The organism is Klebsiella sp. JB_Kp031 (assembly GCF_040064295.1).
Lineage (GTDB): Bacteria > Pseudomonadota > Gammaproteobacteria > Enterobacterales > Enterobacteriaceae > Klebsiella > Klebsiella quasipneumoniae.
Genome location: NZ_JBEAJW010000039.1, coordinates 237,035 through 249,740 on the forward strand (window position 1 = coordinate 237,035; position 12,706 = coordinate 249,740).

Genomic DNA, 12,706 nt, shown 5'->3' on the forward strand with positions numbered 1-12,706 from the left:
CTGCTTAGCGCTGCAGCTCCCCTTCCGGCAACCTCGCCGCCGTCAGCCCCTGACGCAGCCAGATACCTAATCCCAAGCCCATCAGCGACAAGGCCAGAACATACCAGGCCGGGGCCATCGGCGACACCCCCATCAGCATCGTGACGGCAATCGGCGTCAGGCCGCCAAAAATCGCGTACGACAGGTTGTAGGAAAAGGAAATGCCGGTGAAGCGCACTTCCGCCGGGAAGGCCCGCACCATGACATAAGGCACCGCCCCCACCACGCCCACGCAGAGTCCCACCGTACCGTACAGCAGAAACAGCCGCTGCGGGCTGGCGCCGGACAGGTGATAAAATGCCCAGCTGGCAACCGCCAGCAGCAGGCTGCCGACGATAAAGGTGCGGCTGGCGCCGAAGCGGTCCGCCGCCAGCCCGGCGAGCAGACAGCCGATGCACAACATAATCGTGGCAATGCTGTTGGCCTGCAGGGTCATCGCCGGGGCGAAGCCATAGTGTTTCTGTAGCCAGACCGGCGACATCAGGATCACCACCACCACGCCTGCCGACAGCAGCCAGGTCAGCAGCATAGAGACCGCCACCGCCTTCTGGTGCTTGAGGACGACCGCCTTTACCGGCAGTTCCTGCGCCAGCGCTTTGCGCTGCTGCATCTCAAGAAAAATCGGCGTCTCCTGCAGCCAGCGGCGCAGATACATCGCCACCAGGCCAAATACGCCCCCCAGCAGGAAGGGGATCCGCCAGCCGCCGTCGTGGATCCCCTGCGGCGTCAGGCTGGTGTTGATAAGCGTCGCCACCACCGATCCCAGCAGGATGCCTACGGTCAGGCCGGCCGTCAGCGTGCCGCAGGCGATACCAATGCGTTTTTCCGGAACATGCTCGGCGACAAACACCCAGGCGCCAGGCACCTCGCCGCCGATCGCCGCCCCCTGCAGAATACGCATCAGCAGCAACAGCAGCGGCGCGACGATACCCACCGAGCTGTAGGTCGGCAGCAGACCAATCGCCAGGGTCGGCACCGCCATCAGCAGAATGCTGAGGGTAAACATTTTCTTACGCCCTACCAGATCGCCAAAGTGGGCCATGATGATCCCCCCCAGCGGACGCGCCAGGTAACCGGCGGCGAAAATGCCAAAGGTCTGTACCTGGCGCAGCCATTCCGGAATATCCGCGGGGAAGAAGAGCTCGCCGACGACGGCGGCGAAGAAAACGAAGATGATAAAATCATAAAACTCCAGCGCGCCGCCAAGGGCGGCCAGCGTTAGCGTTTTATAATCCTGGCGGTTGAGCGGTCGGTTTGCATATGACATAACGCGATTTCATCCTGAGGTGTGCAGCGTATTTTATAGTGTGTAAAGTAAACAGCACTATATCGTAAATAAAACGGCACACCATCAGCGATGCAGGTTATGTCACAAATGCATCAAATTCAGGATAAAGTTTCGCGTCTGGCGCTTTTTGGACGAAATGCTTCTACCACACGGCCATCGGTTTCCACATAAGGCCCCTCCAGCAACTGTACACAATAAGGTACACTTGCGAAAATACCGTGCACCAGCACGTTGCCGTCAGCATCTTTCACCCCTTCCAGGGTCTCCTGAATCGCTTTCGGTTGTCCGGGTAGATTGAGGATCAGCGCCTGCTTGCGGATCACCCCGACCTGCCGGGAAAGGATCGCCGTCGGCACAAAGTGTAGGCTAACCTGGCGCATTTGCTCGCCGAAGCCCGGCATCTCGCGATCGGCAATCGCCAGCGTGGCGTCGGGCGTCACATCGCGACGCGCAGGGCCGGTTCCGCCGGTGGTCAGCACCAGGTGGCACCCCATCTCGTCAACCAGTTCGCACAGCGTTTGCTCAATAATGACCTGCTCATCCGGAATCAGGCGAGTCTGCAGTTCAAAAGGGGTAGTGAGGGCACGCGCCAGCCACTCTTCCAGTGCCGGGATGCCTTTGTCCTGATAGACGCCGCTGGAGGCGCGATCGGAAATGGAAACTAAGCCGATTCGTAAGGTATTCATGGTTATTCCGTTCAAACTGTAGCGTTAAACGAAATGATACACTGCTGCTGGCGGGACAGACAGTGTAATGTGGCCGACGGGCGTCGGCCACTTGCGGGATTACAGCAGTTCGCCGATCATTTTTTCCAGTTTTTCCTGGTCGATCGCAAACTTACGGATACCTTCCGCCAGTTTGTCTACCGCCATCGGATCCTGGTTATGCTGCCACAGGAACTCAGATTCGGTAATACGCTCCGGACGCGCTTTCACTTCACCGGTATACACCAGTTTACGCTCAACGGCGCCTTCGCTCTCGGACAGCTCTTTCAGCAGCGCCGGGGCGATGGTCAGGCGGTCACAGCCAGCCAGTTCGAGAATTTCACCAACGTTACGGAAGCTGGCGCCCATCACTACGGTTTCATAACCGTGCTGCTTGTAGTACTCGTAGATTTCGCTGACGGAAACCACGCCCGGATCTTCTGCCGGCGCGTACTCCTTCTTGTCGGTGTTGGCTTTGTACCAGTCGAGGATACGACCAACGAACGGCGAAATCAGGAAGACGCCCGCTTCGGCGCAAGCACGAGCCTGAGCGAAGGAGAACAGCAGGGTCAGGTTGCAGTTGATGCCTTCTTTTTCCAGCTGCTCAGCGGCGCGAATGCCCTGCCAGGTGGAAGCCAGCTTGATCAGAATACGATCGTTGCTGATGCCCGCGTCGTTATACAGCTTGATAATGCGCTTGGCTTTGGCGATAGACGCTTCAGTATCATAGGAGAGACGCGCATCCACTTCGGTGGAGATACGGCCCGGGATCAGTTTCAGGATTTCGAGACCGATGTTCACCGCCAGCTTATCGGAAGCATCAAGGATCTGCTGTGCGCGATCGCTGCTCTGGCTACGAGCCCAGGCCACAGCGTCGTCAATCAGCTTACGGTACTCAGGGATCTGAGCCGCGCCGAGGATCAGGGAAGGGTTGGTGGTGGCATCCTGAGGCTGATACAGCTTCATTGCCGCAATATCTCCGGTGTCAGCGACGACAGTAGTGTACTGACGCAGAGAAGTTAATTTATCCGTCATGATATATTTCTCTTAAACAGCAGTTAAGGGGATGTAACCGGTCTGCCCAGATGATAACACGCTGCCGGGTCAGCGCAACCGCCGACGAGAGAAGAGCGCAGAGTGTGATAAACTATGCAGATTAATTTGCTGAAAGCGCAAGGATTGTCACTTAATTGGTAACGCTTACACTGGCGTGCCGGCATGGACAAGAGGATGTTTAATGCCTGATTTTCTCTCATTTATCAATGAAATACTCTGGGGCTCAGTGATGATTTATCTGCTACTGGGCGCCGGCATCTGGTTTAGCTGGCAAACCCGGGGTATTCAGTTCCGTTACGTGCGCAAATTTAGCCGCAGTCTGAAAAAAAGCCTGCACCCGCAGCCGGGCGGTTTAACCTCTTTTCAGGCGTTATGTACCAGTCTTGCCGCCCGGGTTGGCAGCGGTAATCTTGCCGGCGTCACGCTGGCCATCGCCGCCGGCGGACCAGGAGCGGTATTCTGGATGTGGGTCTCCGCCCTGCTCGGCATGGCCAGCAGCTTCGCCGAATGTTCCCTTGCCCAGTTGTATAAAGAACGCGATAGCCGCGGCCAGTTTCGCGGCGGCCCGGCCTGGTATATGGCGCGCGGGCTCGGCATGCGCTGGATGGGCGTGCTGTTTTCGATCCTCCTGCTGCTGGCCTATGGTTTTATCTTCAATACCGTGCAGGCTAACTCCGTGGCCCATGCCCTGCGCTATGCGTTCGATCTGCCGGCGGCGGTCAGCGGCGGCGTGCTGGCCGTTGTCGTTCTGCTGGCCATCCTCCGCGGTTTACGCGGCGTGGCGCGCCTGATGCAGTGGATAGTGCCCATCATGGCGCTGCTGTGGATCGCCACCAGCCTGCTTATCGGCCTGTGGCATATCACCGCCCTGCCGACGATTTTCGCCACCATCTTTCGCTGCGCCTTCGGCTGGCAGGAAGCCGCCGCCGGCGCGGTGGGCTACACCATCAGCCAGGCGCTGACCAGCGGCTTTCAGCGCGGCATGTTCTCCAATGAAGCAGGGATGGGCTCTTCGCCTAACGCCGCCGCAGCCGCCGCCTCATGGCCGCCGCACCCGGCGGCGCAGGGTATCGTGCAGATGATAGGCGTGTTTATCGATACCATCGTGATCTGTACCGCCAGCGCGATTATCGTCATGCTGGCGCCGCGGCCCGACAATGAATATACGCTCAATGGTATTCAGGACTTGCAACACGCGATGAGTGTGCTGGTCGGCGGCTGGGGAGCGGATTTTATCGCCCTCATCGTGCTGCTGTTCGCTTTTAGCTCTATCGTGGCCAACTACGTGTATGCGGAAAATAATCTGATCTTTCTGCATCTGGATAAGCCGCGTTATATCTGGGGTCTGCGAATACTCACCGTCCTGATGGTGCTGTTGGGGACCCTGGTTAGCCTGCCGGTCGTCTGGCAGAGCGCGGATATCATTATGGCGCTGATGGCGATGACCAACCTGACGGCCATCCTGCTGCTCTCCCCGACGGTGCGAATTATCGCCAGTGATTATCTGCGTCAGCGCCAGCTGGGCATCCAGCCCACTTTTGATGCATCGCGCTATCCCGAGATTCACCAGCAGCTGGCCCCGGGCGCGTGGAATGAACTGCCGCGCGAATAACGCGGCAATCGCAGCTATCGATCCCACCATGCACTTTTTTTGTTAAAATTCGTCGAAATTACCTGCAAGGACTGGATATGCTGATTCTGATTTCACCTGCTAAAACGCTCGATTATCAAAGCCCGCTGGCAACGACTCGCTATACCCAGCCCGAACTCCTCGAGTATTCTCAAGAGCTTATCAGCATCGCCCGTCAGCTGACCGCGCCGCAAATCGGCAAGCTGATGAGCATCAGCGACAAGCTGGCGGATCTGAACGCCACCCGTTTCCACGACTGGCACCCTGACTTCACGCCGCAAAACGCCCGCCAGGCGATCCTCGCCTTTAAGGGCGATGTCTACACCGGCCTGCAGGCAGAGACGCTCACTGAGGACGACTTTGACTTCGCCCAGCGACACCTGCGCATGCTCTCCGGCCTGTATGGCGTGCTGCGCCCGCTGGACCTGATGCAGCCCTACCGCCTGGAGATGGGGATCCGTCTGGAAAACCCGCGCGGTAAAGATCTGTACCAGTTCTGGGGCGATACCATTACCGAGAAGCTGAATCAGGCGCTGCAGGCTCAGGGCGACGATATCGTCATCAACCTGGCTTCCGATGAGTATTTTAAATCGGTGAAAACGCAAAAATTGCAGGGCCAGCTGATCAAGCCGGTCTTCCTAGATGAGAAGAACGGCAAATTCAAAGTGATCAGCTTCTATGCCAAGAAAGCCCGTGGCCTGATGAGCCGCTACATTATTGAAAATCGCTTAACCCAGCCGGAGCAGCTGAAATCCTTTAATAGCGAAGGCTATTTCTTTGATGCGGAGGCTTCGGAGAAAGGCGAACTGGTGTTTAAACGCCACGAGCAGTAAGTAAGCGTCCCCCTGCGGCGTTCGACGCGACAGGGGGACGGTAAGGATTTAGCCCATCATCAGCTTACGCAGCGCGGCGAAATCCGCCGGCAGGTTGTGAGACAGCAGCGGCAGGTCGGCGCGGTCGGCCAGCTCTTTCGGCAGCGGCAGGGTCTCCTGCAGGATCTCCTCCACGCTCTCTTTGAACTTCGCCGGATGCGCAGTACCGAGGAAGAGACCGTACTCTCCCGGCTGCAGCTGATCGCGCAGCGCGCGCCAGGCAATCGCCGCGTGCGGCTCAGAGATGTAGCCGATGGCCTTCAGCTCGCGCATTGCCGCTTTGGTGGTCTCATTATCGACCGCGGCATAGCCCAGCTCGCTGAGACGCCAGATTTTACGGCGGAACAGCTCTTCGACACGCGGCCAGTTGTTCGGCTGGCTGACGTCCATGGCGTTGGACAGCGTCGCCTGGGTGGCTTTTGGCGCCCACTCGCCGCCCTGCAGATAGCGCGGAACAGTGTCGTTGGCGTTGGTGGCAGCGATAAAGCGTTTGATCGGCAGACCCAGCGACTTCGCCAGCAGACCGGCGGTCAGATCGCCGAAGTTGCCGCTCGGCACAGAAATCACCAGCTGATTGCGGGCTTCCTGCGGCAGCTGCGCCGCCGCTTCGAAGTAGTAGCAGATCTGCGCCAGCAGGCGGCTGATGTTAATGGAGTTAGCCGAGTTCAGCCCCAGCGTCGCCTTCAGTTCTTCATCGTCAAACGCCTGCTTCACCAGCGCCTGGCAGGCGTCGAAGTCGCCGTCAATCGCCACGGTTTCGATGTTGCCGCCGAGAGTACAGAACAGCTTCTCCTGCAGCGGGCTGATCTTGCCGCGCGGATAGAGGATCACCACCTTAACGTTCGGCAGACCATAGAAAGCATGCGCCACCGCCGCCCCGGTATCGCCAGAGGTCGCCGTGAGGATGGTGACCGGCTTGTCGCCCGCAATGTGGGTCAGCATCTGCGCCATAAAGCGGCCGCCGAAATCCTTGAACGCCAGCGTGGGGCCATGGAACAGTTCCAGACAGCCGACATCCTCCTGAACCTTGCTCACCGGCGCCGGAAACGCAAACGCCGCGCGGACCCGCTGCTGCAGGACATCCTGCGGGATCTCATCGCCGATAAAGGCGGATAAAATTTTGGCGCTGCGGGTGACAAAGTCCTGCGCCAGCATATCGTCGATTTCAGTCAGGCTGAATTCCGGCAGATCGTGCGGAAAGAACAGGCCCTGATGCTTGCCAAGTCCCTGGGTAACGGCCTGCGCAAAGCTGACCTGCTCATTGTGATCTTTTAAGTTATACAGTTTCATTGGTTATCCCACTACGCGTGCGCCCGCCGTATCCAGCCGGCAAATATGAACAAAGCCTTCCTGATTCTGTAGATAGTGCGCGCCAAGCCAGTCGGCGACGCGCTGTGCGGTGTCCGGCTTATCGCACAACGCGAACAGCGTTGGGCCAGAGCCGGAGATGCCGCAAGCCTGGGCGCCCATCTCCATGGCCGCCTGACGCGCTTCGCTAAAGCCCGGCAGCAGTTTGGTTCGGTACGGTTCGGCAATCACATCTTTCATCAATTTTGCCGCCAGCTGCGGCTGGCGGGTGTAGCAGGCATGAATAAAGCCCGCGAGGTGGCGACCATGGGCTATACAATCCTGACGGCGGTACTGCGCCGGCAGAATCGCCCGCGCTTCGGCGGTGGAGACTTTAATCCCCGGATAGGCCAGCACCCACAGCCACTCATCAAACCCGGGCACCTGCTGGCTGATAATCCCATTCTCTTCGATCATCAACTGCATGCCGCCAAGATAGCACGGCGCCACGTTGTCGTAGTGAATGCTGCCGGAGATACGCCCTTCCATCTCCCCCATCAGCGCCAGCATGCGCGTCTCGTTCAGCGGCTTACCGCAAAACTCGTTCATCGCCACCAGCGCGGCGACCACCGAGCAGGCGCTGGAACCCAGCCCGGAACCAATCGGCATGTTTTTTTCCAGCGTCATCGCCACCGGCACCGTCTTACCGATCTCCCGGCAAAAGCTTTCCCAGCACTGGTAAACAATGTTCTCTTGCGGCGCCGTCGGCAGTTTGCTGGCGAAGCGTCCCAGATTCTGCAGGCTAAATTGCTCCGCCGCTTCGACAGTGACATTGTCGCCAAGCAGCGTGCCATCGACCGGCGTGACCGCCGCGCCCAACACATCAAACCCGACGCTCATATTGGCACTGGAAGCCGGGGCATATACTTTGACCATCTTAAACTCCTAACTTCCAGGAAAGGGTGCGCAGCAGGTCGGCGAATACGCCGGCCGCCGTGACGTCGTTCCCGGCACCATAGCCGCGCAGCACCAGCGGCAATGGCTGATAATAGTGGCTGTAAAAGGCCAGCGCGTTCTCGCCATTTTTGACTTTGTACAGCGGATCGTTGCCGTCAACGGCGGCAATTTTCACCCGGCAGGTACCATCCTCTTCGATGTTACCGACATAGCGCAAGACTTTACCTTCATCGCGCGCCTTAGCGATCCGCGAAGCGAACTCATCATCCAGCGACGGCAGGCGGGCCATAAAGGTCTCGACATCACCGCTGGCGTCGAAGTCCGCCGGCAGCGCCGACTCGACGATAATGTCCGACAGCTCCAGTTCACGCCCGGTCTCACGGGCCAGAATCAGCAGCTTACGCGCGACGTCCACCCCGGATAAATCGTCGCGCGGATCCGGCTCGGTATACCCCATCTCACGGGCCATTGCCGTCGCCGCCGAGAAACTCACGCCCTCATCCAGCTTGCCGAAGATAAACGACAGCGAACCGGAAAGGATCCCGGAGAAATGGCGCAGTTCATCGCCGGCGTTGAGCAGGTTCTGCAGGTTCTCAATCACCGGCAGGCCAGCGCCAACGTTCGTGTCATAGAGGAACTTGCGGCGCGAGCTGCTCGCCGCGTGGCGCAGCTGATGATAGTAATCCAGTGAAGAGGTATTGGCCTTTTTATTCGGCGTGACCACATGGAAACCTTCGCGCAGGAAGTCGGCGTACTGATCGGCGACCGCCTGGCTGGAGGTACAGTCGACGATCACCGGATTCAGCAGGTGGTACTCTTTTACCAGGCGGATCAGGCGGCCAAGATTAAAGGGTTCTTTCGCCTCCGCCAGCGCTTCACTCCAGTTTTCCAGATTCAGACCATGCACGCTGGTCAGCAGCGCCTGAGAGTTGGCCACGCCGCAAACGCGCAGATCGATATGTTTGCTCTTCAGCCAACTCTGCTGGCGTTTGATCTGCTCCAGCAGCGCGCCGCCGACGCCGCCGACGCCGATGACGAACACTTCGATCACCTGGTCGGTGTTGAACAGCATCTGATGGGTCACGCGCACGCCGGTGGTAGCGTCGTCATTGCTGACCACCACCGAAATGGAGCGTTCGGAAGAACCCTGAGCAATCGCCACGATATTGATATTGGCGCGGGCCAGCGCGGCAAAAAATTTCGCCGAGATACCGCGCAGGGTGCGCATCCCATCGCCCACCACCGAGATAATAGCCAGACGCTCCATAATGGCCAGCGGCTCCAGCAGCCCCTCTTTCAGCTCGAGGTAAAACTCATCTTCCATCGCCCGTTTGGCTCGCGCGCAGTCGCTCTGCGGCACGCAGAAACTGATGCTGTACTCGGAGGAGGATTGGGTGATCAGCACTACCGAGATGCCAGCGCGGGACATGGTGGCGAAGACGCGGGCGGCCATGCCGACCATGCCTTTCATCCCCGGCCCGGAAACGTTGAACATCGCCATGTTGTTGAGGTTAGAGATGCCTTTAACCGGCAGATCGTCCTCGTCGCGGCTGGCGCCGATGAGCGTTCCCGGCGCCTGCGGGTTGCCAGTATTTTTAATCAGACATGGGATTTGGAATTGGGCGATAGGGGCGATGGTGCGCGGGTGCAGCACTTTCGCGCCAAAATAGGAGAGCTCCATCGCCTCCTGATAAGACATCGATTTCAGCAGACGCGCATCCGGCACCTGGCGCGGGTCGCAAGTGTACACTCCGTCGACATCGGTCCAGATTTCGCAGCAATCGGCGCGCAGGCAGGCGGCCAGCACCGCAGCCGAATAGTCGGAGCCGTTGCGCCCCAGCACCACCAGCTCCCCCTTCTCATTGCCAGCGGTAAACCCGGCCATCAGGATCATATGGTCTGCCGGGATCTGGCTGGCGGCGATGCGGCGGGTGGATTCGGCGATATCGACCGTGGACTCCATGTAGTGACCAACGGCAAGCAGTTTTTCCACCGGGTTAATGACACTGACTTTATGACCACGGGCTTCCAGCAGACCCGCCATGATGGCGATGGAGAGCTTTTCGCCTCGGCAGATCAGCGCGGCATTGACGCTATCCGGGCACTGACCCAGCAGGCTAATACCGTGCAGGACATGCTTAATCTGAGCAAACTCCTGCTCAACAAAGGCTTTCAACTGGGCGAGCGGGAAAGCGGGCTGGGCGTCGGCAAGGCCCTGAAGAAGTTCGGCAAAAATGCGTTCAGCGTCGGCAATATTGGGGAGGGCATCCTGGCCGCCAATGGTCTTTTCAATCATCGCTACCAGATGGTTAGTGATCTTCGCCGGGGCAGACAGGACGGTCGCTACCTGCCCCTGCCTGGCATTACTCTCCAGAATATCGGCAACCCGCAGAAACCGTTCCGCATTTGCCACTGATGTACCGCCGAACTTCAACACTCGCATGGTTCTTACCCCTTGATCTCTTGTCAAAAAAAAAGCCCGCACTGTTCAGGTGCGGGCTTTTTTCTGTGTTTCCTGTACGCGTCAGCCCGCACCGTTACCTGTGGTAATGGTGGTGGTGATAATGGTGGTAATCATGCCGATGCGATTCATGGATGTTGTGTACTCTGTATTTTTATCTGTCTGTGTGTCCTGCCTATATTGGTTAAAGTATCTGCCGTCTTAAGTCAATGAATTTCTCAATTAACCCCATTTCAGCCGGCTTACGTATTGCGCCACCCCGACAAGAAAAAACACCCAGATTGGCGGAACACCTCCCGCAAAAACAGTAAATGCAACCATAAATAAAAAATATGACAGAACTTTATTCTGGTAGGTTTTTTTCAATATCATGCAGCAAACGATGCAACATTGCCGTGTCTCGCTGCTGCAGCAGCCCCAATCGTTGCGACAGCCAGTCGGCCAGTTTGGCATCGTCCTCCACGCCCAGACGCGAAAGCAAGGCCATGGTGCGGAGGCGCAACGCCTGCAGCTGATGATGGTCTGCCGCGGCAGCGGCGGGAGCCGATTGTTGCATAAGCGATGCTAATTGATAGCAGTAAACCATCACCGACTGACCGAGGTTCAGCGACGGATAATCCGCGACCATCGGCACGCCGGTCAGCACATCGGCCAGGGCCAGCTCCTCATTGGTCAATCCGGCGTCTTCACGGCCAAATACCAGCGCGGTATGGGTCATCCAGTTCGCCTTCTCCTCCAGCAGCGGCAACAACTGCTGCGGCGTGGCGTAATAGTGAAACCGCGCGCGACTGCGGGCGGTGGTGGCGACGGTAAAATCGACGTCGTGCAGCGCCTCAGCAAGGGTGGAATAGGTGGTGATGCCATCGAGGATGTCGCCTGAGCCGTGCGCCACCCAGCGTGCCGCCGGCGCCAGATGGGCTTCACTGTCCACGATCCGCAGATCGCGAAATCCCATGGTTTTCATCGCCCTGGCGGCGGCACCGACGTTCTCGGCCCGGGCAGGACCGACCAAAATAATCGTTAAACGCATTGCGGTTTCATTCTCTCTCTCAGGCGTTGTCTGAGGCGCGGAGCCCCCCATTTTACGCGGTGAAAATTTACAAATTTGCAACAAAAATCACTAAAATTGCGTTTTCTTACCCATAAAAAAATCTAAACTGTTCTCAGGAGGCCATGACAAGGAGTATGTTAACAGAACCCATTTATCCATATGATGGGCAATGAAATTTCATCTGACGCATCGTTCCAGACATTGGATTCACTGTATTTATTAATTTATCCACGCAACTAGTTGAGCCGGGTAAAGATTGTGACTATAAAGAGCATGGCGATGCAATGATTTCACAAGACTGTTAACGTGCTACAATTGAACTTGATATATGTCAACGAAGCGTAGTTTTATTGGGTGTTCGGCCTCTCTTAGCCTGTTATGTTGCTGTTAAAATGGTTAGGATGTCAGCCGTTTTTGACACCGTCGGGTCCAGAGGGAAAGTACCCACGACCAAGCTAATGATGTTGTTGACGTTGATGGAAAGTGCATCAAGAACGCAATTACGTACTTTAGTCATGTTACGCCGCGCATGTTAATTTGCGACATGCACCAGGCAGGTCAGGGACTTTGGTACTTCCTGTTTCGATTTAGTTGGCAATTTAGGTAGCAAACATGCAGACCCCGCACATTCTTATCGTTGAAGACGAGTTGGTAACACGCAACACGTTAAAAAGTATTTTCGAAGCAGAAGGTTACGATGTATTCGAAGCGACCGATGGCGCGGAAATGCATCAGATCCTGTCTGAAAATGATATCAACCTGGTGATCATGGATATCAACCTGCCGGGTAAAAATGGTCTTCTGCTGGCGCGCGAGCTGCGCGAGCAGGCCGACGTCGCGCTGATGTTCTTAACCGGCCGCGACAACGAAGTGGATAAGATCCTTGGCCTCGAAATCGGCGCTGACGACTATATCACTAAACCGTTTAACCCGCGTGAACTGACTATCCGCGCGCGCAACCTGCTCTCCCGTACCATGAACCTCGGTACCGTGAGCGAAGAGCGTCGCAGCGTGGAAAGCTACAAGTTCAACGGCTGGGAACTCGATATCAACAGCCGTTCCCTGGTTAGCCCGAACGGCGAACAGTACAAGCTGCCGCGCAGTGAATTCCGCGCGATGCTGCACTTCTGCGAAAACCCGGGCAAAATTCAGTCTCGTGCCGAGCTGCTGAAGAAAATGACCGGTCGCGAGCTGAAGCCGCATGACCGTACCGTTGACGTGACCATTCGTCGGATTCGTAAACACTTCGAATCCACTCCGGATACTCCGGAAATCATCGCTACCATTCACGGTGAAGGTTACCGTTTCTGTGGCGATCTGCAGGAATAATGCGAGTTATTCCGCAGCTATGATGTGAAAAC

General features: G+C 57.3%; 12 protein-coding genes and 1 other annotated feature. Of the genes, 3 read left to right on the forward strand and 9 right to left on the reverse strand.

The features are described 5' to 3' along the window. Window positions 1-4: 4 nt before the first annotated feature. From ABLV64_RS19625 to tal, 3 genes are all read right to left on the reverse strand, one after another. Window positions 5-1,306, reverse strand: a complete 1,302-nt coding sequence (locus ABLV64_RS19625) for an MFS transporter (protein WP_004204230.1) — start codon at window positions 1,304-1,306, stop codon at window positions 5-7. A gap of 119 nt (window positions 1,307-1,425) precedes the next feature. After that, window positions 1,426-2,013, reverse strand: coding sequence for a molybdopterin adenylyltransferase (gene mog / locus ABLV64_RS19630; RefSeq protein WP_004204229.1), 588 nt, complete (start codon window positions 2,011-2,013; stop codon window positions 1,426-1,428). A 99-nt stretch (window positions 2,014-2,112) separates the two neighbouring features. Further along, window positions 2,113-3,066 (reverse strand): transaldolase, encoded by a 954-nt coding sequence (gene tal, locus ABLV64_RS19635; RefSeq protein ID WP_004204228.1) that lies wholly within the window; start codon window positions 3,064-3,066, stop codon window positions 2,113-2,115. 202 nt (window positions 3,067-3,268) lie between these two features. Here tal and ABLV64_RS19640 point away from each other — a divergent pair, with 202 nt between their 5' ends. Together ABLV64_RS19640 and yaaA are read left to right on the forward strand one after the other, a co-directional pair. Next, window positions 3,269-4,699 carry a sodium:alanine symporter family protein gene (locus ABLV64_RS19640; RefSeq protein ID WP_004204227.1) on the forward strand — a complete coding sequence of 477 codons (1,431 nt, stop codon included), beginning with the start codon at window positions 3,269-3,271 and terminating at the stop codon, window positions 4,697-4,699. Window positions 4,700-4,776: 77 nt separating this feature from the next. Continuing rightward, a complete protein-coding gene (gene yaaA / locus ABLV64_RS19645; RefSeq protein WP_009309177.1) occupies window positions 4,777-5,550 on the forward strand; it encodes a peroxide stress protein YaaA in 774 nt (257 codons plus the stop codon). Window positions 5,551-5,598: 48 nt separating this feature from the next. Here the strand turns inward: yaaA and thrC are convergent, their stop codons facing one another. The 6 genes from thrC to yjjY all read right to left on the reverse strand — a co-directional run bounded on the left by thrC (window position 5,599) and on the right by yjjY (window position 11,862). Beyond that, window positions 5,599-6,879 carry a threonine synthase gene (gene thrC, locus ABLV64_RS19650; RefSeq protein WP_217325121.1) on the reverse strand — a complete coding sequence of 427 codons (1,281 nt, stop codon included), beginning with the start codon at window positions 6,877-6,879 and terminating at the stop codon, window positions 5,599-5,601. 3 nt (window positions 6,880-6,882) lie between these two features. Continuing rightward, entirely contained in the window at window positions 6,883-7,812 is a 930-nt protein-coding gene (gene thrB, locus ABLV64_RS19655) for a homoserine kinase (RefSeq protein ID WP_002887853.1), read from the reverse strand. Between the two features lies 1 nt (window position 7,813). Further along, window positions 7,814-10,276 (reverse strand): bifunctional aspartate kinase/homoserine dehydrogenase I, encoded by a 2,463-nt coding sequence (gene thrA, locus ABLV64_RS19660; RefSeq protein WP_004204224.1) that lies wholly within the window; start codon window positions 10,274-10,276, stop codon window positions 7,814-7,816. Between the two features lie 25 nt (window positions 10,277-10,301). Beyond that, window positions 10,302-10,419 (reverse strand) — a sequence feature (Thr leader region). After that, window positions 10,358-10,426: a thr operon leader peptide gene (gene thrL / locus ABLV64_RS19665; RefSeq protein ID WP_004222578.1), complete on the reverse strand. Its 69-nt coding sequence runs from the start codon at window positions 10,424-10,426 to the stop codon at window positions 10,358-10,360. Its footprint overlaps the feature before it by 62 nt. Before the next feature lie 211 nt (window positions 10,427-10,637). Then, the gene (locus ABLV64_RS19670; protein ID WP_004204223.1) at window positions 10,638-11,324 is read right to left on the reverse strand and encodes a tRNA/rRNA methyltransferase; all 687 of its coding nucleotides are present in this window, start codon (window positions 11,322-11,324) and stop codon (window positions 10,638-10,640) included. 397 nt (window positions 11,325-11,721) lie between these two features. Next, window positions 11,722-11,862 (reverse strand): protein YjjY, encoded by a 141-nt coding sequence (gene yjjY, locus ABLV64_RS19675; protein WP_004146984.1) that lies wholly within the window; start codon window positions 11,860-11,862, stop codon window positions 11,722-11,724. 95 nt (window positions 11,863-11,957) lie between these two features. Between yjjY and arcA the strand changes: the two genes are divergently transcribed. Then, on the forward strand, window positions 11,958-12,674 hold the full coding sequence (gene arcA, locus ABLV64_RS19680; protein WP_002887843.1) for a two-component system response regulator ArcA: 717 nt from the start codon (window positions 11,958-11,960) through the stop codon (window positions 12,672-12,674). Window positions 12,675-12,706: the final 32 nt, after the last annotated feature.

Bases quoted from the DNA above. Each gene is read 5' to 3' on its own strand.
- ABLV64_RS19625 (WP_004204230.1), bottom strand. From the start codon at position 1,306: ATGTCATATGCAAACCGACCGCTCAACCGCCAGGATTATAAAACGCTA.
- mog (WP_004204229.1), bottom strand. From the start codon at position 2,013: ATGAATACCTTACGAATCGGCTTAGTTTCCATTTCCGATCGCGCCTCC.
- tal (WP_004204228.1), bottom strand. From the start codon at position 3,066: ATGACGGATAAATTAACTTCTCTGCGTCAGTACACTACTGTCGTCGCT.
- ABLV64_RS19640 (WP_004204227.1), top strand. From the start codon at position 3,269: ATGCCTGATTTTCTCTCATTTATCAATGAAATACTCTGGGGCTCAGTG.
- yaaA (WP_009309177.1), top strand. From the start codon at position 4,777: ATGCTGATTCTGATTTCACCTGCTAAAACGCTCGATTATCAAAGCCCG.
- thrC (WP_217325121.1), bottom strand. From the start codon at position 6,879: ATGAAACTGTATAACTTAAAAGATCACAATGAGCAGGTCAGCTTTGCG.
- thrB (WP_002887853.1), bottom strand. From the start codon at position 7,812: ATGGTCAAAGTATATGCCCCGGCTTCCAGTGCCAATATGAGCGTCGGG.
- thrA (WP_004204224.1), bottom strand. From the start codon at position 10,276: ATGCGAGTGTTGAAGTTCGGCGGTACATCAGTGGCAAATGCGGAACGG.
- ABLV64_RS19670 (WP_004204223.1), bottom strand. From the start codon at position 11,324: ATGCGTTTAACGATTATTTTGGTCGGTCCTGCCCGGGCCGAGAACGTC.
- yjjY (WP_004146984.1), bottom strand. From the start codon at position 11,862: ATGACTAAAGTACGTAATTGCGTTCTTGATGCACTTTCCATCAACGTC.
- arcA (WP_002887843.1), top strand. From the start codon at position 11,958: ATGCAGACCCCGCACATTCTTATCGTTGAAGACGAGTTGGTAACACGC.